Here is a 23,546-nt window from a genome sequence, read left to right as displayed (position 1 = left end):
GGAGTGAGGGTCGGTTCGCTGCGTTCGTTGAGTCGATGTCTTCGATCTTGGGACATGCGGATCGTATCGCGCCGTTTCGTTCCTATTGCACCGGCTTGATCCTTCCGGGCGAACGCAAGAGCGTCGAACCGATTGCCGCGCGTGTTGAGCCCAATCGTGTTCAGGCCGCGCATCAATCGCTCCACCATTTCGTCGCGAAGGCCGAATGGTCCGATGAAGCGATGTTGAGGCAGGTGCGCACTCATGTTCTTCCGATAATCGAGAAGCATGGAGCCATAAAAGCGTGGATCATCGATGACACGGGGTTCCCCAAGCAGGGTGTTTATTCGGTCGGCGTGACGCGACAATATTGCGGGCAGATCGGCAAACAAGACAATTGTCAGGTCGCGGTATCTTTGTCAGTCGCCAACGATCACGCAAGCCTGCCGATCGCCTTTCGGCTTTATCTGCCGGAAGATTGGGCCAAGGACTCGGGGCGTCGCAGTAAGGCTGGCGTTCCCGAGGACGTCGTCTTCAAGACCAAACCGCAGATCGCGCTCGATCAAATCCGCGTCGCGCAAGCAGAAGGTGTGCCGGCTGGCGTCGTTTTGGCCGACGCCGGTTATGGGATCAATACGGCGTTCCGAACCGCGTTGATGAAGATGGGCCTGACTTATGTTGTCGGCATTCAGTCCTCCGCGCGGCTCTGGTCTTCGGGAACCGGTCCGTTGCCGCCGAAGACATGGACGGGCCAAGGACGCCCTCCGACGCTCTTACGACGCGATGCGCAAAACAAACCCATGTCGGCCAAACAACTGGCGATGTCGCTCCCCGAAAATACTTGGCATGAGATCGCATGGCGCGAAGGCACGAACGAAAATCTCGCCTCCCGTTTCGCTGCTGCTCGAGTTCGGCCTGCCCATCGCGACTATTGGCGTTCGACGCCCCATGCCGAAGAATGGCTTCTCGTCGAATGGCCTGAAGGTGAAAACCAGCCGACCAAATATTGGCTTTCGACCTTGCCGCCGGACACGACCATCTCGGCGCTCGTCGAACACGCCAAATTGCGCTGGCGGATCGAGCGGGATTATCAGGAACTCAAACAAGAACTCGGCCTCGATCATTACGAAGGACGAGGGTGGCGCGGCTTTCACCACCACATGGCTCTCTGCGTCGCAGCCTATGGATTCCTGGTCTCCGAGAGGAGTCTGATTCCCCCCTCAGGCGTCAAAACCACGATCCTCGAAGCGTCTCGCCTATCCGACGGTTATCGACCCCGCGGATCCGCCGATCAGACCCGAACGCCACGTCGTCTCATCAATCGCCAGCATCCGCATTAGGTTGGCGCGCGCCTTGGTGCGACGGCTGTTCCGATGTCCGTGTTGTCAACGAAAAATCCAGCGGCAAAATTTATGACACAGTAAAACTAGCAGGCTGTTGAAAGAGTTCTGGTGCTGCTGCAAGCGTTCTATTCGATCCGCTCGGAGCTGCAGCTCCAGAAGCGCGGCTCTATCGCAAGGACCCGGCAAGGAGGCAAGGCTGCACGTCACAAGGTGGATCACGTCACGACTACTGACTGCGTCGCGGCGCAGCCCGGCGAAAGCGTCGACTTCCTCCATGACGCCGCCAATGAAAGGATATCGCAGACGGCGTCATCTGGGTCTATCGGAGTCGGCGATGATGGCGTTCTGGCATTCACAGGCTTCGGCGTCAGAAAGTCGTCGAGCGCATCAAAATCCACGAAGAGACGAAGCCGCTCCCCAAACGTGACGCCGCCGCCCCCGCGGCCTACGACGAACGCTTACGCGGTTGCGGCGCGCGCGGCCTCAGTCATCAAAGCGTGGCACGCGCGTCCAACTAGCGTTCTTCATCACTAGAGCACGTTCGTCGTTTTCCGATTCTGCGCGGGATTCCCGAATCGGCTGAACAGTGATTCCTTCATTGCGACAGCGATGGAGGCGAAGCATGGCTCGGGCTTACAGCCAGGATTTGCGTGATCGCGTGATTGACGCCGCGTTGGCGGGATTGCCGGCTCGCCACGCTGCAGCGCGGTTTGGGATCGGCGACGCGACGGCGATCGTGTGGGTGCGGCGGGCGCGCCAGACGGGCGAGCGAACGGCGCGCAAGCAGGGGCAGCCGCGACGCTCGAAGCTCGATCCGCACCGCGACTATCTGCTGGGACTGATCAAGTCGACGCCGGATTTGACCATCAGCGAACTCTTGGGGCGGCTGCTCGCCGAGCGCGGCGTTAAGGCCAGTCGCGCGACGCTGTGGACGTTTCTCGACCGCTGCGGTCTGACATTCAAAAAAAGACCGCCCATGCGAGCGAGCAAAACCGGCCGGACATCATAAAGCGACGCCAAGACTGGTTCGATGGTCAGCTCGACCTCGATCCCGAGAGGCTCATCTTCATCGACGAGACTTGGGCGACGACGAACATGGCGCGCAAGAGCGGGCGCGCCCCGAAGGGCGAGAGGCTGCGCGCCAGCGTCCCGCATGGACATTGGAAAACGACGACCTTCGTCGCCGGTCTTCGCCACACGGGCTTAACGGCGCCTTTTGTCCTCGACGGACCGATCAACGGCCTCTGGTTCCAGGCCTATGTCGATCAGGTTCTCGTTCCGACGCTAGGCAAAGGCGACATCGTCGTCATGGACAATCTCGGCAGCCACAAGGGCGCTGGCGTGCGCAAGGCGATCGAGGCGGCAGGCGCAAGGCTGCTTTATCTCCCGCCCTACAGTCCGGATTTCAACCCGATCGAGATGGCCTTCTCGAAACTCAAAGCGCTGCTGCGAAAGGCCGCTGAGCGAACCGTCGACGCCCTCTGGGATAGGATCGCCGCCGTGCTCGAAGAGTTCACGCCGCAGGAATGCGCGAACTTCTTCGCCGCCGCAGGATATGAGCCGGTTTAATGTGAATCCGCTCTAACGTCGGGTGGATAGCGCTGCCGACTTAAGGCCATCCATACCCATCAAAACTTCCCGTTCAAAGATAACAGCCTCTTGATGTCGCCGTCCTCGATCAACGATCGCTATTTGACTTCGGCGCAGCCTCGTTCGTAATCCAGTTGCTGCGGGGCTTTTCGATGGATCGCGGCAGAGTGTCTGAGCGAGTCGCATCATGCGTTCGCGCTTCGCTAGAGTCAGCAGCGACAGGTGCTAGGGCAGGATGGATTGGAGAGGCGGGCGCCACCGCTTTTGCCGGAAGTGCGGTAGCCGCCGTTTCCGGGTTTGAACCACGCGCTGGCGCTGTTGTAGATCGTGTCTCTGAACTCCGAGATAGCGCGGTCGACCTTAGCGCCGACTTACGGACATTGAGGGCAGCTGCTGCCGGCGCAATTTTCACGTTGTTCGCTCGTGAGGCCGCCAAAGGCGAGACTGTATGACCCACGTGCTTTCGCTCCGGGTTACTAACTGGTTTGACGTCAAGTGGCTCGAAGCTTTTCAGATGCGAGCGGCGCCCAGTTTTGGGAGCCATGCCTGGGCCCGGCGCGAATGGGTCGACCGCCCCTGGAAGCTCGAACGGCTCCAGAACGGTACGCGCAACACGACGACGAGATCTGTCAGAGCGAATCTCGTCGGAGATCTCATGAGGCTTCTTGGCAGCATGTGCGTGTTGCGAGCCGTAAGCATCACGGCCAATTGTTTCTGCGGGCCCTCGCTGCTCCATTGCAGGTGCTCCCACATCTGGCCCATAGTTTCCCCGGCCGACCGGATTCCTCGACTCGCCGGTCCCCTCGCTTGATCCGTCGTATCGAAAATCGGGTTCGACGCGCCAAGATCTCACTACGACGCCGTCGTAAGGGTCGATAATGAATTTCTCGGTCCAACCGTGTGCGTCGATGCCAGAAGCGACGATATAATCACCCCGACCGCGGAGTAGACCTACGAGACGATAACCGCGGCGCGCCAGGATCAAGGCGACACGCTCCGGAGAAATGTCTGGTTGCGGTTCACCGGTCGGTTCGTCCGACTCATACTCAGGAGGAGAGTAGTAATCTTGTGCGGCCGATTGCCCCACCGCGGTGAGTGCGATCAATGCAAGCGTCGGCGCGACGCGTAGCCCAAAAAACGGAGCGTTCAATCGCCGGCTCTTTTCTTGCATTGTCTTCTCCCGATCATTGTCTTGGTCCACCGGCAGAAATTGGCAATTGTGGCATCGCGTGTTGGGAGAAGCGATCGAGAGTTGTCCATCTTTCCCTCTCATCGACCGAGACCCGCGCTCCCGCGAAAAAGCGCCTTCTTGCTTGAGCTCTTCTGAATGGGCCAGATCTGGCCACTTTACCACTCTCCCGCACCGTCACTCGATCTAGTCCGTCCGCTCGGGGGCTTCTGTTGGTTGCACGGATTCGTCCAGCCCCGCCAATTGCGCCCTAATCTGCGTGAGCCACCCTCGCCGTTTTTCGTCCAATTGATTCGCCATAGCCAGTGACTCTAATATCGCCAGCGCTGCTCCGAGGTTTTCACGCTGCTTGGGCTTGTCCAATTCCGCGAGTCGCCAACGCGGCACAACAGAGAATACGAGCGATTGGGCGTCATCGGGGTGAGTGCGCGAAAGCTCCTGATAAATGGCTAACGCCCGCTCGAATGCGGCGACAGCGCCGGGAATATCGCTCCGCTTCTCGAGCGTATCCCCAATACGCTCATAAATGACGGCAAGATCGCGTCGCCACCCCAGGTTGTTCCTATGGGCAGCCGAAACAGTTTCTCTGAGAGCCATCGCGGCACGATAAGACTTCAGCGCTCCTGCGAGATCACCTTGAGCTTGCTGAACATTGCCGACCTTTTCGTAGCTTACAGATAAGTCCCATCGCCCCTGAGCGTTGCTGGGATTGGAGGCCGAAAGCGCCTCGGCGATGGCAAGGTCGGCACGGTAGGACTGCAGCGCTCCTGGAAGATCGTTCTGAGCCTTCTGGACGTCGCCAACTTTCTCGTAACTCACCGATAAGTCTCGCCGCCATCCAGCGTCTGTGGGATTGGAAGCCACGATGGTTTCCATAAGAACTGCCGACTGTTGCGCCGCCACGAATGCGCCTTCTATGTCGCCCATGGCTAGACGCGCGTCCACAGCTTGGTTGAGGGCTACGGACTTTCTGCGCGATAGATCCGTGCTATTGGCTTGCCTGCTCGTCAATCGGTCTCCGAGCTTGCGCGCCTGGTTCACAATATCACTAGCGACCGAAACCGATGCGTCGGGAACATGCCTGAGCCTTTGCGCGAGTTCGAGCGCAAGGCCGTTGCCCTTGTAGACCGTCAGAGCCAGCGCCGCCGAAGTCAGCACCATCGCTAGGCCGATCAAATAGGTCCATGTTGTTCGCCCTGCATTTTTTGCGCGCGGCGAACGATCCCTATCCTGACCGAGCTGCGGTTGCGCCTCCACACGAGGCTGCACATTCGGAGTCTTGCGGGCAGCTCTTTCTTTTTCGATGCAAGCGGCGAGATAGGCTCGGTCGGTTGAGGCAAGGAGCGGTATGAAGTCAAGGCGAGCAAAAAGGCGTAGTGCTTCTTCCAGCAGTACGCCTCCATGCACCGCACAGGATTCGGAGCGCGCATTGGCGTTCCATTCAAGCGCGGCGCGCTTTACGCCTTGCAGTGTCGCATGCCTAACGAACTCCTCGTCCAGCCAACTCTTCAATCGGCCCCATCGGCGCAGCAACGCCTCGTGGGCAAGTTCGAGAGTCGACTCGCGCGTCTCTTCGTCGAAGTTACAAGCGACGAGTCGTTGGTCAATCAAGAGCTTCATGAGCGGACGCGCATCTTCCGGAACTTGTGTGATGCTAGCCGTGCGCCGGCGCGCTGTTCGCGTTTCTGGATCAATTCCCGCGAGCAAGGGGATGAGTCCCCGACGTAAAAGAGTAAAACGCGCCTCATCGTTCTTGGGAATGCGTTGATCGGCATCGGCGGCGACGAAGACCCGCCCGAGCGCAGCGTCGATCGAGCCGGCAAGCCCGCCAAATCCCGCGTAAGCCGCGTGGCTGATACGTTGCGTCGGGCCGCGGTAGCGATAAAGCTGCTCCAGAGCGAAGACGAGCAGTGGCAGGTTGTCTCCAACACTCTTCTCCGCATCATCAAGTAGTGATTGCGTTAGACTTGGATCGATCTCTACAGCTCGCTCCGTTTGGACGAGGCGTTTGGCAGGGCATTCGATCATCATCTGATACGCGTCGCGTCCCAGAGGCGGCAATGTAAAGACGCGCTGATGTGAGCCTCTGAATGTCTTTTCTTGCGCTAGCGTGTCATAGGAATCGGTTTGTATTGCAAAAAGGACAATGATAGCAGGATCGTCGGTGGAGGTAAGGTCGCGCAGCAACGTCAGAATTCTTCCACTTTCCAAGTTTTCTTCCACTTCAAATAGTTTCTCCGCTTGATCGATCGCGATCAGAATCGTCGGGAATAAGGGGCCAACAGATGAAATGGCGGCACGCTCTACGAGTGTTCGGAGCAAAGGCCGCAGGGCGTTTGCGCCCTCTGCCACTGCCTCGCGGATCTGCGCGCGGGTCATGCAAAGATCATGATCTTCCGCGACGCGCGCCAGCGCCGCGAGGAGCCCACTGGAACCGCTGATCGCGGCTTTCCCTGGACAGATGATGGGCAACGGCAGAAAATGACCCTCATCTAGGGCAAGACGGGGCCATAGCCCCGCCCTCAGGAAAGATGACTTTCCGGCGCCGGATGCGCCTAAAATAACTAGGAGGCGCGGCCCAGCGTCCTCGGCGAGGCCGCGTAACGCATCCATGACCTCGATCAGAGCTTCATTGCGGCCAAAGAATACGCCGGCGTCTACTTCCTGCAAGGGCTCGAACCCACGATAAGGAGCGCGGTCAGGCTCGCTCTCGGGCGGCCAGCTGAAATAGCTGGGGTCCAGTCTGGCTTGCGTCAGTTCAGTCTTCAGCTGAGCCAGACCGCAGCTGGAAAACGTGATTTCCCGCTCCTCTTGCGTCCCAGGCCGGCTGACGCGAAGCACATGACGGTCCTCGCCGGAGGCAAGGGACACAGGCTGATGCGCGTCCTTCACATAGAGGGGCAGATCGTCGATCGACAGATCGTCGATCAGCACGATGAAAATGCGCTTATTGAGCTTGCGTGCGAGGTGATATTCGGTGCGACACAAATCGGAATCGAGCCAATCTCGTGAAACAAGAAAAACCGCGGCCTCGCAGCGCGTCAGGTCTTTACACAGCGCGCGCCGCCAACGCTCGCCGGTTTGAATTCCTTCTGCCGAATGCATATTGAGAAGGATGTCGTTCCACCCATTTTCTTTCAGCCAAACGCGGATTGCGATGACCTCGAATTCGTCTTTGTTCGAATGCGACAGGAATATTTGAGACATGCGGTAGCGGCCTTTTCAACAGTAGGGCGATGTCACATCAATCGAACGACGCGGGGTATAGCGTTCTTGCCTAATCACTCACTCAAAAGGTCCAGCCTGATTTTGAATATGCTGCGAATACGTAACGCTGAGTGAATGAGACTTTGGTCGACTAAGAACGTGTTATTTCTACGGAACAATTGGGTTTGATGCGGTTACAGTAAACAATTTGATTGCGGCGACAGTTGCGCCTGACAACGAATTGCTCAATCCCGCGCGCAAAGGCTGTAAACGATCGCAAACGTAACGTCAGATTCGTATGATTCTCGTGTCATTCGCTTCTTACCAGCGCGTAGCCGGTTGGCATTCGATCCGAGCCTGCTTTCGTCCCCCTGTATCGATCCGGACTTCATCAAACACGACTGTGTTGCGGGGAATTTCGGGGGCCTGCTTAATCCCAAACCCTATTGGATCGCCATCGTCAGAAAGCGCTAAGCATCTTACAAGCACCGCTTTGAGGGACGGTCCCTTATTTGTTATTTGAACGGCGGCCCCCACTTCGTGCGGCAGAACTGTCGGAACAACGCCTTTGAACTTGATTTCAATCTCCAAGTCCGCGGCAATGGACAATGGTTTCACTGCCGTTAGGGCCGTCGTGCTACCAGCCCCGCTCTTAAGGCTGCCGGACAGAAAGTCTCTCAGGTACGGGTTGATAGACCTGTGCGGATCGGCGCTGTCCAAGTAAAAAAAGTGGTTCCAGATGCATCCGCTAACGAACCCCAGGCCCAAGGCTCCGAGCAGAGCGACTGTGCGCGAGGTCACGCGGTAGCGTCGGTCATCGCAAGCCGCGACAGTGAGGAAGGCTTCGTCTCGCGTTGGCGGCCTGACTTCCCCACCTGTTCCAGGCGCCGGTTCCAACATGGCCATTATGCTCTAGCCTCGGATTAGGTTTCGGTTGCAGCGGCTCAAGTCAGAGCCGTTGGGCGTCGCCATGCCGGCCCCCAGCCCGGCCGCATGCCCCATAGATTCTTGTATGGCGCCTTTTCCGTCGGACGCGGGGTTCCACGTTTTTCGTGACACTGGCTCTAGTTCGCCCAGTTGGTGCTATCAGTGCTGGGCCACGCTGCGTTTGCTGACCCGCCTTTTTAATGATGTTAACTACCCGATGAGGGATGATCAATTTGGGCGGTAAACGGAATCTTACCAACAGCCCGCATTTTCCCCGCTTCCAGCACCTTCTGCGCAAGCTGCTCATAGTCTTCGAGACGTACTATTGTTACGTCGCGATGCCGGCGGCGGAGCATGTCCTTTGCCGGCCATTTGGCGACCGCGTATTCCAATGACGACCACTCAAGCGGCGAAGAAAGGCGGACCTGGTTTGCGACAGCGACGTCGGGGAGGCCCCAATCGACAATTCGGGGCAACACGCACGGGTGGAGAGGAGGTCGTGGTCGAACGCCCGACTCAACTAGAGCTTCGTTCACACCTCTCCATCGCCAGCGCTGGCCGGCTCACGCTCGGAACACGTGTCGGTCCTGATTGGAGGCACAGTGTGCGATACTCTTGGGATGACTTCCTTCGTCGCGCTTCTTTGGGTGTTTTAGCTAGTGACTGCGCCTCTTGAGTGTGGCGTCATAGTTATGAATTTTGCCACTTCGAAAATCACCGCATGCTTTGATCGAAGGGGCCGCTGCGCATAGACGGCGCAGCAGCTCGGGCTGCGCCGCCCGAGCGACCGCAAAGAATGTGTGGCGCGGCGCCGAATATGGGCTCTTCTCTTTTGGGCCGGCAGCAGTCAAGCGCGTTGGTCGACAACTCGACTTTGTCGCTCGCGAGCCCGCGCTTTTCTTTGGGATCAGCCGTCGGCTCTCCGAGCATGGGATCAAGTAGGCAGAGACGAACTCGTCTCATCCATCGTCCCGCGAGGCACGTGGTTGCGCGCCGGAGTCTCGTGCGCAGGGTTCTGCGCGGTCAGCGTTCGGACGTGTTCCGAATCCGCCAGAGCTCGCTTGAGCGCGATCTTCCCTGGCTCGACGTGCAATGGACGGCAGGGCTGCGTAACGGCTCGGAGCTTTGGCGGCGTATGAAAAGTCAGCGGTTCAGGGGATGCTTGCGTGTCGTTTGCGAATGGGCTGGCCGCCGACGCGGCGCCGAAAGTTTGCGCCGCGTTCCCTCCGCCCGAACAATCGCGCGGCAGATGACGACGGGCCGCGACACGCTTTCCACATCGCAGACAGTAACGTTTGCGGAGTCCAATAATCGCCATCTTCCGGGCATTCTGTCAGCTCAACAGAGGCGAGGAAATAACCGATGAGCGATCCCGTCGCCGATCTTTTCGGCCTCAGTGGCGTCGAGGCGTCAGTCCGGCGCGTAATCGATACAGTTGCGTTGGTCGCGGCCACACAAGGCGACGACGTTCGAGCCAGCGCAGTGGCGTGGTTTCGGCAAGAACTGATCGACGGACTTTCCGTCAAGGAAGAATTCGCCGGCAGGGACTTGAGCGCGCTCGCCGACACGCTCGCCGAGCGACTCGTCAAACGCATCGCCGAAATCGAGGCGAGCGGGCAGGGGAGTGCGTGAACGAGCGGCGTCCAAAAGCTTACCTGCGGAGCAGCGCGCCGAGCCCCCCAATGTATGTCAAATAGAAGCTCCCGCGTCGTCGCTGTGGCGTTTGATATTTCGCATGAAGGCGTCAGAACATGGGTGCGCAAGGCGTTGGTGACAGCGACGTCAACGCTACACAGGCGCGCAAGGCCGAGCGCGGTCCGATCTTTGTCAACGGCGTGCGGTTGGGAAGGATGGCGCTTCGATCGTCATGGCTAAATGACAGAAGTTCCGGCGAAGGTTAGTTTCAAACCTCGCGCGCCGCGAGGTTCTTTAGCTTTTTCCATCATCGCGAGTTCGCCCCACGCTCTCGCTTCGTCCGTTCGCATCTGCGTTCGGCCTTCGATAGCAGCGCGCCGTCACGCTTGCCTGGGCGCGCTTCATGACTATTTAGGCGGCGTCGCCTCTCGTAAGCGACTCCTGTTAGACTCTTGCCCGCGTCCTCGTAGTCGCGGGCCTTTTTCATGCCGCGCGGGCGGCGACGCGGCGCGCTTCCATCCTTCAGGAATGCTTGTGCAAGCTGCGCAGGCTATCTCTCCGCCAGCCTTATTCACTCGGCGGCGCGCTTGTCGCGCTCAAGGGCTGTCAATCCGCCGAGCCGTTGCCTATCCTTTAGACTATGGGAGAGCGGAATGCGGAGGTTTTCTTTGCTTTTAGGCGCGGCGCTGTTGGTTTTCCCCGCTACGTCTCTGGCCCTGGATCAAGTGCCGCAAGAGCATGGACAGCAGGCGAGTGGGGCATATAGCCACGACCAAAACGGTTGGAGTGGTCCACACGCAAAAGCGCATAAGCACCACGTCTGTTGGCGCCGCAGCCATCACGGAAAGTGGGAATGGGTTTGCCGATATTCTAGCAGACATCCAGCGAGCCTCGCCGCATAGTGGAGTCCGATCGTGGATCGTTCACTTCCTGACGCGGCGTCACGCTCGGTTATAGCGGCGTCGATCGTCGCCGTTGATTCTTGCCCGCAGGATCTTGGATGATTTGAAACAGACGACTAGCCTTGCCGAAACCGTCGCGCTTACGCCGGTTTTCGGATTACGTCCGAGCCTCTCCTTTTTGGCGCGCACCAAGAAAGCGCCAAACGATGAGAGCTTGACATCTTCGCGCGCTACGAGGCTGTCGGAAATCTCTTCGAGCACCATGTCTACGTATTGCGCGGACTCAGCCTGCGTCAGTCCGACTTTACGATGAATCGCGTTTGCAAGGTCGGAGCGAGTCAAAGCGCGCTTCTTGCCGCCGCTGCGCGCAACTTTAGCCCACCTTATTCAGCGATGGGGTAATTTTGGGCTGGCGAGCGTAGCGTAAAATGTTGATTTAGTGTATGGATCGGTTGTCTAAGCCGATCATTCACGCTATCGCATCGACGCCACGCGCGCCATGACCGAAGATACCCCCCTGCCATTTTCGTTTCCAGCCGTTGGCCGCAAGAAGATCACCGCCGCATTCGACGGCGGACGCATCACCTCGGACGCCGGCGTGATGTTGCTGGGGCAAGCCGAACGTCGTCTGGGGCTGGCGGACAAGCTCGCCGCCGTTATTGCCGATCCGCGTAATCCTTTGTTGATCACCCATTCGCTCGCCACCATTTTTCGTGCGCGCATTCTCGCTATCGCTTGCGGTTACGAGGATGCGGACGATCTCGATCATCTACGCAAGGACCCGGCCTTCAAGATCGCCTGCGGGCGCTTGCCCGATACAGGGAACGATTTGTGCTCGCAGCCGACCATGTCGCGTTGGGAGAATGCGCCGACTTTGCGCGAAATCGTGAAGCTTGGCGGCGTGCTGATCGATCTTTATTGCGCCAGCTACGCTGCGCCTCCGAAAGCCGTCACGCTCGATATCGACGACACCTGCGACGTCGTGCATGGACATCAGCAACTGTCGCTGTTCAATGCGCATTACGATGAGCGCTGCTTCCTGCCGATCCATATTTACGACACCGTGACCGGACGCCCTGTCGCCATCATTCTACGTCCGGGAAAGACGCCGACCGGCAAGGAAGTGCGCTGTCATTTGCGCCGGATCGTCCGCCGCATCCGCGCGCATTGGCCGACGACCAAGATCACCATTCGGGGCGACGGCCACTATGGCCGCCGCGAGGTGATGGATTGGTGTGAGGACAATGGCCTCGATTATGTTTTCGGCCTGTCCGGCAATAAGCTTCTCGCCGCCGCCGTCGAAGAAAAGGCCGACGACATCCGCACCCGTCGCGCATTGGAACAGATACTTGTCCTGCGCGGCTACGCGCAAACGAACTACGCCGCCAAATCTTGGCGGGCTGAGCGCCGCGTCTGCGCCCGCATCGAAGCGACGGAAATGGGGCTCGATATTCGCTATGTCGTCACCAGCATTGCAAATGGCTCGCCCGAGCATGTCTACGACGCGCTCTATTGCGCGCGCGGCCAGATGGAAAATCTGATCAAATTGCACAAGAGCCAGCTGGCGTCGGATCGCACCTCCTGTCGGGCGCCGCTCGCCAATCAGATGCGGCTCTTCCTGCATACAGCCGCCTATTGGCTGATGCTCGAACTGCGCGACGCCATTCCAAAACCCCATCCGCTCGCCGTCGCCGAATTTGCCACCTTGCGCGAGAAGCTGCTCAAGATCGGCGCGCGCATTGTCGAGACCGCAAGCCGCATCAGGCTTGCGCTCGCAAGCGCCTGCCCACAAGCCGAGCTATTCCGACGTCTGGCCAGCGCGTTACAGCCGGCAGGACCGTGAACGACGGGGCAGAGACCGCGTCCGCAAGCCCCAGAGAGCCCGTCCTTTCAACTCCAACGCGTTCCAAAAGTGTAGAAATTACTCAGCGATCAACCGCAAAGCGGACGCGCGTCCGCGATCATACCGCGGAAAAAACTCGGGAAAGACCGTCGGCTGGCTGAATAGGACGGGTTAGTTCGAAAAGCATTAGTTGCTGAAACAGGGTCCATCAATCACGGTCCAATCACAATCCCCCCAATGGATCAAAGCTGGGGAAGCCAGCCTAGCAGTGCAAATCAGGGGCAGCCGACTCCCCTGTTGAGCGTTGCAAATGGAATGCGTCTAAGCAGAATTCATTTTCTGCTGACGTTAGGCTTCTCGCCAAGTTCGTAATATTACTTAGAAATTGCGCTTCTCATGCAACCATAAGTCGGTCCGCGCATCTCTAGAAATCAGCGAGCCGAGGCGCTGGGGGCGAGGCAGCAGCGCCGACCCGTGACTGATCAACTTTTAGCCGGATTGATCAACTCTCCTTTTTTGGTTTGCATCAGAAAGGAGCTCTGATGAAATTCTTTGCTTGTGTTGCGCTTGTCGCAACGTCCGCCCTTTCCTTCAGTGGTTGCTACACCTCTCAAGACCGAGCGTTCGGCGGCGCTGCTATTGGCGGCCTTGGCGGCGCCGGGATAGGCGCTCTCGCTTCTGGCGGGCGAGCGGGTGGAACTCTCGCCGGCGCGGCGGTCGGCGCGGCGAGTGGGGCTGCGGTGGGCGCGCTGACTGCTCCTCCGCCTCCGCCGTATTACTACTGATGTCGCGTGGACGCCGAACGCAGAACATCTCGCAGTCTAGCAGTGGTGAGGGCGTTCTCCAGCCCTCACGCAGAAAAAAGCCCGGTCGTCGTCGGCCGGGCTGGAGAGATTTGGAGATTGGATTCGCGCATCGGCGCGTGAGGCCCCGATACAGGCGCTATCTTAGGCGCGCGGAGCAGTCGACGCAAGCGGCAAGGTGGCGATGCGGGAGCCACGTCGCCGAGAAGAAGGTCAAAGGCGGAGCAGCCGCAAAGCGCCCGCGCACATCTCGTCGGGGGCGTCTCACAAAAAGCGCTCAGAAGCTCGCTTGCCTCTGCGCGCTGCCATGTCTGCGTCTTCCGCCTCTTCGAGGCAGGGGCGCGATAGCGAACGACTCCGGCATCGCGCAAGTCCAGCAGCCGATCCATTTCCCAAGGCCCTCGTCGCGACGGCTATGCTGACGCACCACAGCAAAGATCGCCTGCCTCGCCAGGCGACGCCGGAACAATCGAGTGGAATTACGCGTTGAAAAAAGGGACGTAGTCCTTCGCGGCTCACCGCCCCCCAAAACATCGTTCCAAGGGTGCGCCCATGCGTAAGAGTTTAAAATCCGGCATGGCCGGCGCGTTGTGCGGGCTAATGGCGCTTTCGGCGATGCCGACGGAAGTTCTAGCCGGCCCGATGAGCATGGCCTCGCCCGCCGATATCGGCCTGACGGCTCCTATCGAGACAATCCACTACCGGCGCCAACGCCATCGTCATTATGTGCGTTACTACCATCCGCGTCGCTATTACCGTCGAGGCTACGGTTATCGCTATGATCCGGCTGGAGCGATGTTCGCCGCCGCAGCGCTCGGAATAATGGGCGCGGGCATCGCCGCCGCCACGGCGCCCCGCTACTACGGCTGGGGCTATCCTTATGGCGGGTGGGGCTGGGGCTATCCCTATGGCGGCTGGTGGTGATGACAAGAAGCGCTAAAAGTAACGCACCCACGTTGACGAAGACGCAAGCCGAGCGGCTCGCTCGGATCGTCTGGCCTTAGCGGCAGTCGGCGGTGAAGCGGTCAACCTCACTCCGCTCGCGTGTGTCGCTAGCTTGGCGACCTACGGACGGGCCGCCGTGCTTCGTCTCCGGTGTAGCGCCTCATAGGCGGCGGTCTGCTGCGTTTGCCTCGCGATTCGAATCCAAAGCGGCTCGACCGCACTACCATCATTACGACGCAAATCCGGGCTCACTCGTCATGTGACGCGAAGGCGATCTCTCCAAAGCCGACCAATAGTGTCAATCAAGGACACGCGAATGCAAAGCATCATATTGATAGCTCCGCCAAGAAGCGCTTGTGTCGGCATCAATTCTCACCGCCTCCTTGCCGCTCTATGGCTGCTATACGCGACGGAACGCGCATTGGGCGGAGGGGTCATAGGCGCTCTTGGCGGCGCTGGCATTGGTGCACTGGCCTCAGGCGGCGCCGCGGTCGGAGCAGCGGCTGGCGGTCTGGTCGGCATAGCGACGACGCCGGTTCCACGCTACTCCCGCCGTCATCATTATTGACGGCAAGCGCCGACCACACATAAAAGAGCCCGATCGTCGCCGGCCGGGTATGATTGGCAGGTAATCACGAGAGGGATGACATGGCGAAAAAAAATTTGACCGACTACATGCAAGAAAGACTTGTGGGCGCTCGCCGGAATCTGGCCTTGGCCGCAATCGATTTCTCGATCCCAGACGAAAAAATCCTTGAACTCCGAGAGTCAGTTCGTCGTGAAGCCTCAGACATTCAACGCCTCAAAAAGAAAAAGAGCTTTCTGGGTTTCTTGGGGATCTGACGGTAGGCCGCCGCTATCCTCGCCGAATTGTCTATGAGCATTGAACCGGGTCCCCAAATCGGCGCCCAAAAGGGACCCCTTTCACCTGCGCCTTTTTTGCCATTGTCGGCCGCGAGATGCGCCGCAAAACCGAGCCGCTTGGCATGACGCCGCCGTCGACGGATCAGCGCCAGATCTTTGGGCGAAACGTATACTGCGGGCCAATTGCCGCCGGATCTGTTGGCGGATCGAACAGCGCGGCGCGGGCCTGAGACGAAATGATTCCATGCTTCTTCATCGCCGGGTCCTTTGCTGTGCAATCTTTTGTTCACCCAGCGTTGCGCTTGTCGCTATTTTCAATGCCTCGGTATCTGCGCAACTCCGTCGACACGATAGCCTCGAATTCCCATCAGCGCCTTAGGATAGGATTTTGAGCGCCAAGTGACATGGGGAGGAATGTCCTCGATGGACGATGAAGCACCAAAAAAGACCGTGTTGGTGACTGGGGCTACTTCAGGTATCGGCTTGGCGTGCGCGGAACGTCTGGCGGATGCCGGCTGGCGCGTCTTTGGCACCGGGCGAACCGTTAGCGAGTACAAATCCACGCGCGGCGTTGAGATGATTCGAATGGATGTTGATGACGAAGAGTCGGTCAACACCGGAGTCGCGGACGTGCTCGCCAAGGCAGGTCGGCTGGATGCGGTCGTGAACAACGCTGGTTTTTCTATGATGGGCGCTGTGGAGGATACTTCGATTGAAGAGGCGAAAGCCCAATTAGAAACGAACTTCTTCGGAGTCCTGCGGGTGTGTCGGGCAGCCTTACCTGCTCTGCGGGCTGCAGGAGGCGGCCATATTGTCAATATAAGCTCGTTGGGCGGTGTTGTAGGCTTGCCTTTCAGTGGGCTTTATAGCGCGAGCAAGTTTGCTCTAGAGGGACTAAGCGAAAGCATGCGGCTGGAAACGCGTCCGTTCGGAATAAGGGTCGTCTTAGTCGAACCAGGAGACTTCCGCACTCGGACCACGGCAAACCGCCGCGTCACCGCTGCGGCTGAACAAGGCGTATATCGGGACGCATTTTCAAAATCGAAGCGTAAGCAAGATCACGACGAAAGTACTGCGTCGTCTCCTGAACCAGTTGCTCGCCTAGTCGAAGGAATTCTCAACAATCCCAATCCCAAGATGCGCTATTCGGTAGCGATGATTGGGCAGCGGATTGTTGTTCCACTAAAGCGCCTGCTTCCACAAAAAATCTTCGAAAGGCTTTTCCGGCTGGTTATGGAAGTCTAGACCTTATGTTCGCCCGAAGAAGGCATTGGCGGCCCGCCCCACTGCATGTCCCTAGTCGAGGATTGCGCCGGGCTGGCCGGCGCCGAGCCTCAGACATGGGGGACGGGCCTGATGAATAATATTCTGTTCGTGGGACTGGATGTCCATAAGGCGACGATCGCTGTCGCGGTCGCAGAAGGTGCACGCGGCGGGGAAGTCCGCGAACTCGGCAACTTTCTCAATCATCCCGATCACATCCGCAAATTGATTGAGCGCCTGGCGAAAGGCGGCCGTCCCTTGTCATTCTGCTACGAGGCCGGGCCATGCGGCTATGGCCTTTATCGTCACTTGGCGGCCCTTGGCCACGAATGCACGGTGGTGGCGCCGTCTCTTATTCCCGTGAAGGCGGGAGATCGGGTCAAGACCGATCGCCGGGACGCGGTGATGTTGGCCAGACTTCATCGCGCCGGCGAACTGACCGCGGTGTGTGTTCCAGATGACGCCCACGAGGCCATGCGGGGACTTGATCCGCGCGCGCTCGATCGTGGTGCGGGCCTTGGGCAAGGCGCGACAGCATTTGCAGGGTTTTCTCCTCCGACATGGGCGCATTTATGCCGGCAAGAAAGGCTGGACCCTGGCCTATCCTCGCTGGCTGACGACGGTCCGATTCGACCACGCCGCCCAGCAACTGGTGCTTCAGAATTACATTCACGCTGTCACTGACGCTGAATCGAGGGTCGAGCGCCTGACGCAGCAGATCGGGAACCTGGCGCAAAACTGGTCGCACGCTCCCGTGGTCGCCGCGGTGCAAGCTATGCGAGGCGTGGCTTTCATCGTCGCCGTAACGCTTGTCGCGGAGGTCGGCGATTTCAGCCGCTTCGCCAATCCTCGACAGTTGATGGCCTATCTCGGCCTGGTTCCTTCTGAGCATTCCAGCGGACGAACAGTGCATCGAGCCGGAATCACCAAAGCCGGAAACGCCTTGGCGCGACGGGCCTTGGTTGAAGGCGCTTGGACGCATCGCATGCAGGCGCGCGTCAGTCGCAAGCTGCACGACCGTATCGAGGGCTTACCGCAAACCGTTCGCGATATCGCCTGGAAGGCGCAAGTCCGGCTTTACACCCGCTACCGTCGTCTCGCTGCGACCGGTAAGCCCAAGGTCGTAGTCACGACGGCTGTCGCTCGCGAGATGCTTGGGTTCGTTTGGGCGATCGCCAACACCGTCCAGGCGACCGGCGCGGCTTAACGTCTGCCAAAATATTGCCCACCGCCGGAGGCGGGGCGCAAGCCCATCGCCGGGCAAAGAGAAGAGCAAATTCAGAGGCCGCGCGCGCGTCGCTGGGCGTTTACCTTCGCAACTGCCGCCTACAATTTGATCCGGCTGCCGAAGCTGATGGAGGCGACACGAGCGCGATGGGCACGGCCATCAGCTCGCTTACTCATTTGGCTCAACTTGAACCGATTGAAGGTCCGCCAACCTGATCAGTTCTTAGTCTGGGTTCTCAGGCTTGCAGTGCCCGCATCCCGTGACGTTCTTGACGCCAGATCCGCGAGCGATTTCGAACGCTCGTTCGCTATTTGGATGTGGGCCGAGCCATGTCGTAGCGAGATTTGTCTTTAGCCCTGGCCTTCGCTGACCCTTACCTTCATTGCAGTGAGGACAAGAACCTCTGTGAACCGTCGCCGACTGATGAGTCGGAGCCAAGAAAACATAAAAGTTCATGGCCGGCTTCTCCGCAATTGCCGCCAGCGGCTCACGTCCGTGGCTATTTCGCCTCACGTGCAAGGGTTCCGCCACTCAAAGCTTAGCAAATTACGCGTCGCGGGACGAGCGCTCGCGAGGTTCTTATTGGCTGCGCGTCTTTGGCCGCGGCCTGTGTGCAGTGGTTTCACTCAGCATTTCGGGAGGAGCTTCAGCGGCTTGCCGGGGTTATTGGCCAGCCGCGTCGACAATCCCGTTTGTCATCGCCTCAAAGTGCGGCGCGGCCGTCGTCGCCATTACGCTGAAAGAGCGCCGCCTCGCGCTTGAATGGATTCCTGCATAGCCGCGACCTCTCCCCCGTCGCTTCGCCGGCGAACTTTCGAACCGCTTCAAAAGTCCAGCTTCCGCCAAGATCAGGATCTGCCTGTTTTTTCATGGCGGATGCCTGCCTGCCTAATTCCGTCAAGCTCCCTTTGACGGCATGACTCAATGGCCGACAGTGGCGCATATTCACTCAGCGGCGGAATGCGCTCGCGCACACAGCCGCTTGGTCGAGCCGCCATCGGGGTCGGCGACGCTGATCCGGTGCTGATTTTGCGAGTTGGTGCGCCAGAATCAGCCTCGAGCGGATCCCTCAGGCGGCCAGAAAGATTTCGAACAACGCTAAGCTGGGCCGTCGTAGCGTTCGCGCAGCGGCAGCTTGCGCCACTCTCGTTCCGCATCACGATCCGTGCTGTCCCGCCCACGCCAGCATGCGCGCGCTGCGAACTTCAAGCGGGCGGAGTGGGGTGCACGAAACAAAGTCCGATAGCTTTGGCGTTGTCGCGCAAGACGGCGATCGCGTGCGCCCATTGACCTGCCGGCGCGATTTGCCGCCATCCACGACGGCGTCGCCGGGCTCCCAATCGATCGCGCGCTTATCGAGGCCCTCGTGTTGACACGCGCAGAGAGAAGCGGGTTGTGGGAACGAAAGGCCGTTGAACCTGCTCTACCAATCCCGAGCGCTGCATGATGAGCATTCTGGGGGACGGCGTATACGTCTAATGCAAGGCGCTACTGGCGGTAAGTATAGTCACCGCGCCGATCCTCTTCATACTGCTCATATCTGCATCGGCATGGCGCGCGAGCACTGTCGCGTTCATAGCGGTAGTCGTAATTGGGGCTCGGATCATGGTAGCCGGGCGAGGCTGCATAGCTTCCCTGCCACTCTGATTGCCGCCCAGCACAGGCCCCAAGCGCTGAAGCCATGAAGACGAATAGGACGCTTCGTAAAATCACACGCATGACACGAACTCACCGTCTCAACACATAAGCACGCAGCTTGTGCTCCTGAGAATTAACGATGAGTTAAAGTTGCGTTCGCGATGGCATCACCTCGCACATCGTCGCCGGCCGGGGCGGGAGGCGAAGACGAACCGCGCCGACCCGGATGGCCCCGGCGAGGGAAGGCGCGTGAAGCCGTCGACGCAAGCACGGGGACTTCGACCTACGGCGATTGCCGACAAGCTTCGTCTGCTAAGACATTGTTTTAAAAATGTACTATTTGTGTTGCCGGAGGAACAATACAAGGGCGACGGCATTTCTTCCACTCATCGACAGTTAAGGGGGGGGGAGAACCCGCTCCTGTAAAGGAGAGCATATGGCGACCGCAACTGAACGAATAAGCCGTTTGCTTCTGGACGCCCACGCAGTGGAGAAGCAAGCCAAGACAATGCTAGATGCCCTCGCCCGGCGGATTGAAAACTACCCAGACGTCAAAGAGCAAATCGAACGCCATTTCCGAGAAGGACGGGAACAGGCGGCCGCATTGCAGGGATATGTAGATCGGCACGCTGACGCCACGCCAAATTGGAAAGACTCGACTGGACAGTCCGTAGCCATGGGACAAGGTCTCAGCGGGGCGTTTGTCGGCGATAAGTTCGTCAAACGCGCTATGATAGAGATTTCATGCTATAATATTTTACTTGGCGCAGCCGCGGCCGTCGGGGACAGTGAAACGCGTGCAGTGTGCGAAGACATTCTGCGTCAAGAAGAGGCAATGGCAGAGTGGCTTAGGAAATATATCGCTTCCGCGACGATGGAGTATCTCGGTCGTGAAGAGATGCCCGACGGGGAAACGCCAACGCTTTCCAAGCCATAAAGCCGATCGGATCGGCCCAAATTCTTATCGATCGTAAGCACTCCAACACACGTGTCAGCGGCGACGAACCCTTGGATCACAACCGCAGAACGCCCCGCCGCTACATACCCGCTCGGGGCGTTCTGCGCCGGCAAGACCGAGGCCAAGCCCGCAAGATCCGGAGAGCCTAATCTCGCGAGTTTGACGTCACCTTGTGGGATGGTATCGCGCGCACGTGACGCACGAGCTTGTTCGCAGAGTCGGAAATCCTCAAAATCAGGCCAAGTCAGCCAAGCCCCGTTCGATCAATTCGCCGTCATTCCGCCGTCGACCGTCATGACGGCGCCAGTTACGAAAGACGCTTCATCGCTCAGCAGAAAAAGCGCCGCTTGGGCAACCTCCTTCGGCTCGCCGAAGCGGCCCAGCGGATATTTGGCTAGTCGACGGGCCTTGGCTTCCGGACTCGCGTCGCTTTGCAAAAGCATCGCTCCCATTTCGGTGGCGGCAACTGTTCCCGGCGCTAACGCGTTGACCCGTATTCCCCATTTGGCGTAGTCGATCGCCATCTGCCGCGCAAGATTGTTCACGGCGCCCTTGGACGCGCAATAGGCGGCCATATTCGGAATTCCGACCATGCCCGCAACCGACCCGATATGAACAATCGCGCCGCGGTTGCGCTCCATCATTCCGGCAAGACGGCCCTAGAGACAAGAAAGGCGCCCTTGACGTTGATCGTCATCATGCGATCCCATTGAGCCTCTTCAATTTCATGCACGGCCCCCAATGCGGCCACACCCGCGTTATTGACGAGACCATCGATCGGCCTAAGCGTCGCCTCTGTTTTTTAACTGCGTCGGAAACCGACTCCCAAGCCGTTACATCCGCGCCAATGCCCGAACGCCAAGGCGCCCTGCGCGCTTAGAGCGGCAGCCGCCCGTTCGGCGCGCACTGCGTCGATGTCGAGAATGGCGACCGCGGCGCCTTCATCGGCAAGAATTTGAGCATCGTGCGGTCGCTCGCTGGCAAGCCGATGTCGAGACCATTGGAGTTGTCAGGAGGCATTTTAAGGACGACGACGTTGCGAGAACGGGCGCGTGCTTCTTCCTCGCCGACGCCCAGCCAGCTCACCTCGTAATGCGTGTGAAGGAAATCCGGCCAGTCGGACGGCCGACAATTCGCGTCCTCGCCCATGATCGCGCCGAGGCGTAAGCGCCGCTCTTGCGAGCCTTGAACATTTCGATCGGCGGCTACGGCTATCGCCGCGTACATGTGCTGCTGCAGCGCGAAGGCTGGACCATCAACGTCAAGGAGGCCTACAGGATTTACAATGAGCTTGGTCTCGAATTACGCAAGAAGACGCCCAAGCGCCGAGTCAAAGCGAAGCTACGCGATGATCGGAAGCCGGCGACCGAACCGAACGAGAGGTGGGCAATGGACATTGTGCACGACCAGTTGGCGACCGGCAGAAAGAGCAGGGTGTTCACGGTCGTCGATACGTTCTCCCGCTGCTCTCCGATCGTCGATCCGCGCTTCAGCTATGGGGCCGAGGATGTCGTGCAGGCGCCGGAACGCGCGTGCGCCCGGATCGGCTACACGAAGATGATCCGCGTCGATCAGGGCTCGGAGTTTGTCCGCACGACATGAATCATTGGGCTTATGCGGGCGCTGGAAGAATATACGCAGCAGGCTCTCCCGCATGAGCACGCGATCGTGCAAAAGAATCTGGACCGCGTGATTGCACTGATTGTTGTCGCGACGGCGGAAATAGATGGCACTATAGGTCAAAAATTCTCCATCGGTGCGGCGGGGCTGAATTTCAGCGACTGTTCGTTGCAAAAATCGCGTGCAAAACGCGCTTCAATTCCTCTGTTTCAAAGCCTCGACGAACTGAGAAGGGCAGTACGAGAGAAGGCGGCGCATCGAGGAGACGCAGCGCGCCATATCTCTCATACCACTTGGCCGCGTCGTCGCTCTTCGCGTCGATCAACAGGCCACGCCGCCCACTTCTTGCGCGACCGTTATGCATCGTTCAGAAGCGCGCAGCAGCAACCGTCCGCCGAGCCCGCGTCCTTGCATGCTCCGATCGACGGCGAGCCGGCCGAGACGGTAGACGGGAATCTCATAGCGATTGAGGCCACGTTTCTCGACGGCGGGCGCCCGCCTAAATTCGATCGAGGCCCGACTGAGCGTGTAATGACCGAGGATGTGCGCGGGGGCGTCGCGCGGCGCCGCCACGAAGCATTTGGCGCCGCCGCCTTAGTGGTTCTCGCGCGCGTAGCGCTTCAGATAAACGTTGAGGTCATCATCGCCGCAGTCGAACGCGTCGCGATCATGACTCTTGTCGAGCGGGGCTTCCTTCCAGATGAAGGGCGTTATTCCAGGGTGAAGCCGGCCTTGGCGGCGCGAACGAGGCGCGCGGCCGGCTCGGGCGAATTTTCCAAAAGATCGAGCACGCGCAAGGAGTCGCGCTCCGACAGGCGCAGCTTAAGTGATGACTGCCTTGGCGCAGGCAGCGCGGCGCGCAGGATGAAACTGGTCAGGTCGAGCCGTTCGAGCGCGGCGGCGCGCGCCAGCACGGCCTTGTCCTCAGGTTTGAGACGCAGCCCGACCCGGCCGCTTTCGACATGTTCGCCGGGGCGTGGTCCACCTCTCGCCCAGCAATTCAATCGTACAAAGCAAGGGCTAGCCGGCGGCCCTGTACCTCGGCCTTATGTAGGATAATCTCTTCGCTGAAACAGAGTGTTGCGAGAGATATACAAGCCCGTCAGGGGCGGGGTCGCGCGTTCCATAATGGGGGTATGCGGCGCGGCCGTATAGTCCGAGCTTTGCAGCGGCAACCCGTCACGCACTTGATGCTGATTTAAGTGCTTCACGGGCCATCCGCCCTTCCCCCTAGCAGGGCCCTCGCCTCGGATAAAGACGCCAAATGCCCATTCCCCTCAGAAGGATGGGGCACATGCACGAACAGAACGTTCCCGGCGCGGTAACCGACATCGTCGATTCTTTGAAGGCTCCCGCGCAAGAGTCCAACAGCAACGCTCAAGTGCCAAACCGTAGGCAGTTGCCGCGGCTTTGTCTGGGTGAGCAGTAGAAGGTTGACGTTCTCTCCGCTATTCGATCGGCGAATGGGGCACAGTTGTGCCGCTCGCGCCCAAAGTTCGCGGCTGACTCGCGCTCCTATATACCCCACGCGCTGATCACATTCATCGTGATCGCTTTGATCATGGGCGGGGTAATGCTGTTGCTGCAGCGCTGAGGGCTCGCTATACCTCCG

The 23,546-nt window shown here is 59.2% G+C and carries 13 protein-coding genes and 5 pseudogenes; 12 read left to right on the top strand and 6 right to left on the bottom strand.

What is annotated here, in order from left to right:
* Nucleotides 1-35 precede the first annotated feature (35 nt).
* Nucleotides 36-1,319: an IS701 family transposase gene (locus AC0X69_RS20805; protein WP_482613485.1), complete on the top strand. Its 1,284-nt coding sequence runs from the start codon at nt 36-38 to the stop codon at nt 1,317-1,319.
* A gap of 625 nt (nt 1,320-1,944) precedes the next feature.
* Nucleotides 1,945-2,891, top strand: a protein-coding gene (locus tag AC0X69_RS20800; protein ID WP_482613830.1) for an IS630 family transposase whose coding sequence is annotated in 2 segments (ribosomal slippage) — nt 1,945-2,284 and nt 2,284-2,891 — 948 coding nt in all. Because the reading frame shifts where the segments join, the coding sequence is not laid out codon by codon here.
* A 1,396-nt stretch (nt 2,892-4,287) separates the two neighbouring features.
* On the opposite strand, the gene AC0X69_RS20795 is transcribed toward AC0X69_RS20800, so the two are convergent.
* Entirely contained in the window at nt 4,288-7,308 is a 3,021-nt protein-coding gene (locus tag AC0X69_RS20795; protein WP_482613828.1) for an nSTAND1 domain-containing NTPase, read from the bottom strand.
* A gap of 1,888 nt (nt 7,309-9,196) precedes the next feature.
* On the opposite strand from AC0X69_RS20795, the pseudogene AC0X69_RS20790 reads away from it, so the two are divergent.
* Together AC0X69_RS20790 and AC0X69_RS20785 are read left to right on the top strand one after the other, a co-directional pair.
* Nucleotides 9,197-9,535, top strand: a pseudogene (locus AC0X69_RS20790) (ISL3 family transposase); the annotation flags it as partial.
* Between the two features lie 62 nt (nt 9,536-9,597).
* Nucleotides 9,598-9,867: a hypothetical protein gene (locus AC0X69_RS20785; RefSeq protein WP_482613826.1), complete on the top strand. Its 270-nt coding sequence runs from the start codon at nt 9,598-9,600 to the stop codon at nt 9,865-9,867.
* A gap of 944 nt (nt 9,868-10,811) precedes the next feature.
* On the opposite strand, the gene AC0X69_RS20780 is transcribed toward AC0X69_RS20785, so the two are convergent.
* A complete protein-coding gene (locus AC0X69_RS20780; protein ID WP_482613825.1) occupies nt 10,812-11,114 on the bottom strand; it encodes an integration host factor subunit alpha in 303 nt (100 codons plus the stop codon).
* A gap of 157 nt (nt 11,115-11,271) precedes the next feature.
* Here AC0X69_RS20780 and AC0X69_RS20775 point away from each other — a divergent pair, with 157 nt between their 5' ends.
* The 7 genes and pseudogenes from AC0X69_RS20775 to AC0X69_RS20750 all read left to right on the top strand — a co-directional run bounded on the left by AC0X69_RS20775 (nt 11,272) and on the right by AC0X69_RS20750 (nt 20,293).
* Nucleotides 11,272-12,615 (top strand): IS1380 family transposase, encoded by a 1,344-nt coding sequence (locus AC0X69_RS20775; RefSeq protein ID WP_482608467.1) that lies wholly within the window; start codon nt 11,272-11,274, stop codon nt 12,613-12,615.
* Between the two features lie 542 nt (nt 12,616-13,157).
* Complete coding sequence (locus AC0X69_RS23455; protein WP_510175246.1) at nt 13,158-13,400, top strand: YMGG-like glycine zipper-containing protein; 243 nt, start codon at nt 13,158-13,160, stop codon at nt 13,398-13,400.
* A 570-nt stretch (nt 13,401-13,970) separates the two neighbouring features.
* Nucleotides 13,971-14,342: a hypothetical protein gene (locus AC0X69_RS20770; protein WP_482609865.1), complete on the top strand. Its 372-nt coding sequence runs from the start codon at nt 13,971-13,973 to the stop codon at nt 14,340-14,342.
* 669 nt (nt 14,343-15,011) lie between these two features.
* On the top strand, nt 15,012-15,206 hold the full coding sequence (locus AC0X69_RS20765; protein ID WP_482613823.1) for a hypothetical protein: 195 nt from the start codon (nt 15,012-15,014) through the stop codon (nt 15,204-15,206).
* A gap of 444 nt (nt 15,207-15,650) precedes the next feature.
* Nucleotides 15,651-16,472, top strand: coding sequence for an SDR family oxidoreductase (locus AC0X69_RS20760; protein ID WP_482613821.1), 822 nt, complete (start codon nt 15,651-15,653; stop codon nt 16,470-16,472).
* A gap of 111 nt (nt 16,473-16,583) precedes the next feature.
* Nucleotides 16,584-17,697: pseudogene (locus tag AC0X69_RS20755) on the top strand (IS110 family RNA-guided transposase).
* Between the two features lie 2,095 nt (nt 17,698-19,792).
* Complete coding sequence (locus tag AC0X69_RS20750; protein ID WP_482613819.1) at nt 19,793-20,293, top strand: DUF892 family protein; 501 nt, start codon at nt 19,793-19,795, stop codon at nt 20,291-20,293.
* Between the two features lie 284 nt (nt 20,294-20,577).
* On the opposite strand, the pseudogene AC0X69_RS20745 reads toward AC0X69_RS20750, so the two are convergent.
* Nucleotides 20,578-21,065 (bottom strand): annotated as a pseudogene (locus AC0X69_RS20745) (SDR family NAD(P)-dependent oxidoreductase).
* A gap of 125 nt (nt 21,066-21,190) precedes the next feature.
* Entirely contained in the window at nt 21,191-21,463 is a 273-nt protein-coding gene (locus AC0X69_RS20740; protein ID WP_482613817.1) for a hypothetical protein, read from the bottom strand.
* Nucleotides 21,464-21,520: 57 nt separating this feature from the next.
* Here AC0X69_RS20740 and AC0X69_RS20735 point away from each other — a divergent pair.
* Nucleotides 21,521-21,933: pseudogene (locus tag AC0X69_RS20735) on the top strand (DDE-type integrase/transposase/recombinase); the annotation flags it as partial.
* 155 nt (nt 21,934-22,088) lie between these two features.
* Here AC0X69_RS20735 and AC0X69_RS20730 read toward each other — a convergent pair.
* Together AC0X69_RS20730 and AC0X69_RS20725 are read right to left on the bottom strand one after the other, a co-directional pair.
* Nucleotides 22,089-22,648 (bottom strand): annotated as a pseudogene (locus AC0X69_RS20730) (GNAT family N-acetyltransferase).
* Entirely contained in the window at nt 22,645-22,938 is a 294-nt protein-coding gene (locus AC0X69_RS20725; protein ID WP_482613815.1) for a type II toxin-antitoxin system TacA family antitoxin, read from the bottom strand. The pseudogene AC0X69_RS20730 and the gene AC0X69_RS20725 overlap by 4 nt, the downstream one beginning before the upstream one ends.
* Between the last annotated feature and the right edge of the window lie 608 nt (nt 22,939-23,546).

The organism is Methylocystis sp. Uni0008 (assembly GCF_056838045.1).
This window is presented reverse-complemented; position numbering and strand designations above follow the sequence as displayed.

What these genes read in the sequence shown, in the direction of transcription:
- AC0X69_RS20760 (WP_482613821.1), top strand. Translation starts at nt 15,651, where the DNA reads ATGGACGATGAAGCACCAAAAAAGACCGTGTTGGTGACTGGGGCTACT.
- AC0X69_RS23455 (WP_510175246.1), top strand. Translation starts at nt 13,158, where the DNA reads ATGAAATTCTTTGCTTGTGTTGCGCTTGTCGCAACGTCCGCCCTTTCC.
- AC0X69_RS20805 (WP_482613485.1), top strand. Translation starts at nt 36, where the DNA reads ATGTCTTCGATCTTGGGACATGCGGATCGTATCGCGCCGTTTCGTTCC.
- AC0X69_RS20750 (WP_482613819.1), top strand. Translation starts at nt 19,793, where the DNA reads ATGGCGACCGCAACTGAACGAATAAGCCGTTTGCTTCTGGACGCCCAC.
- AC0X69_RS20740 (WP_482613817.1), bottom strand. Translation starts at nt 21,463, where the DNA reads ATGGGCGAGGACGCGAATTGTCGGCCGTCCGACTGGCCGGATTTCCTT.
- AC0X69_RS20785 (WP_482613826.1), top strand. Translation starts at nt 9,598, where the DNA reads ATGAGCGATCCCGTCGCCGATCTTTTCGGCCTCAGTGGCGTCGAGGCG.
- AC0X69_RS20795 (WP_482613828.1), bottom strand. Translation starts at nt 7,308, where the DNA reads ATGTCTCAAATATTCCTGTCGCATTCGAACAAAGACGAATTCGAGGTC.
- AC0X69_RS20765 (WP_482613823.1), top strand. Translation starts at nt 15,012, where the DNA reads ATGGCGAAAAAAAATTTGACCGACTACATGCAAGAAAGACTTGTGGGC.
- AC0X69_RS20775 (WP_482608467.1), top strand. Translation starts at nt 11,272, where the DNA reads ATGACCGAAGATACCCCCCTGCCATTTTCGTTTCCAGCCGTTGGCCGC.
- AC0X69_RS20770 (WP_482609865.1), top strand. Translation starts at nt 13,971, where the DNA reads ATGCGTAAGAGTTTAAAATCCGGCATGGCCGGCGCGTTGTGCGGGCTA.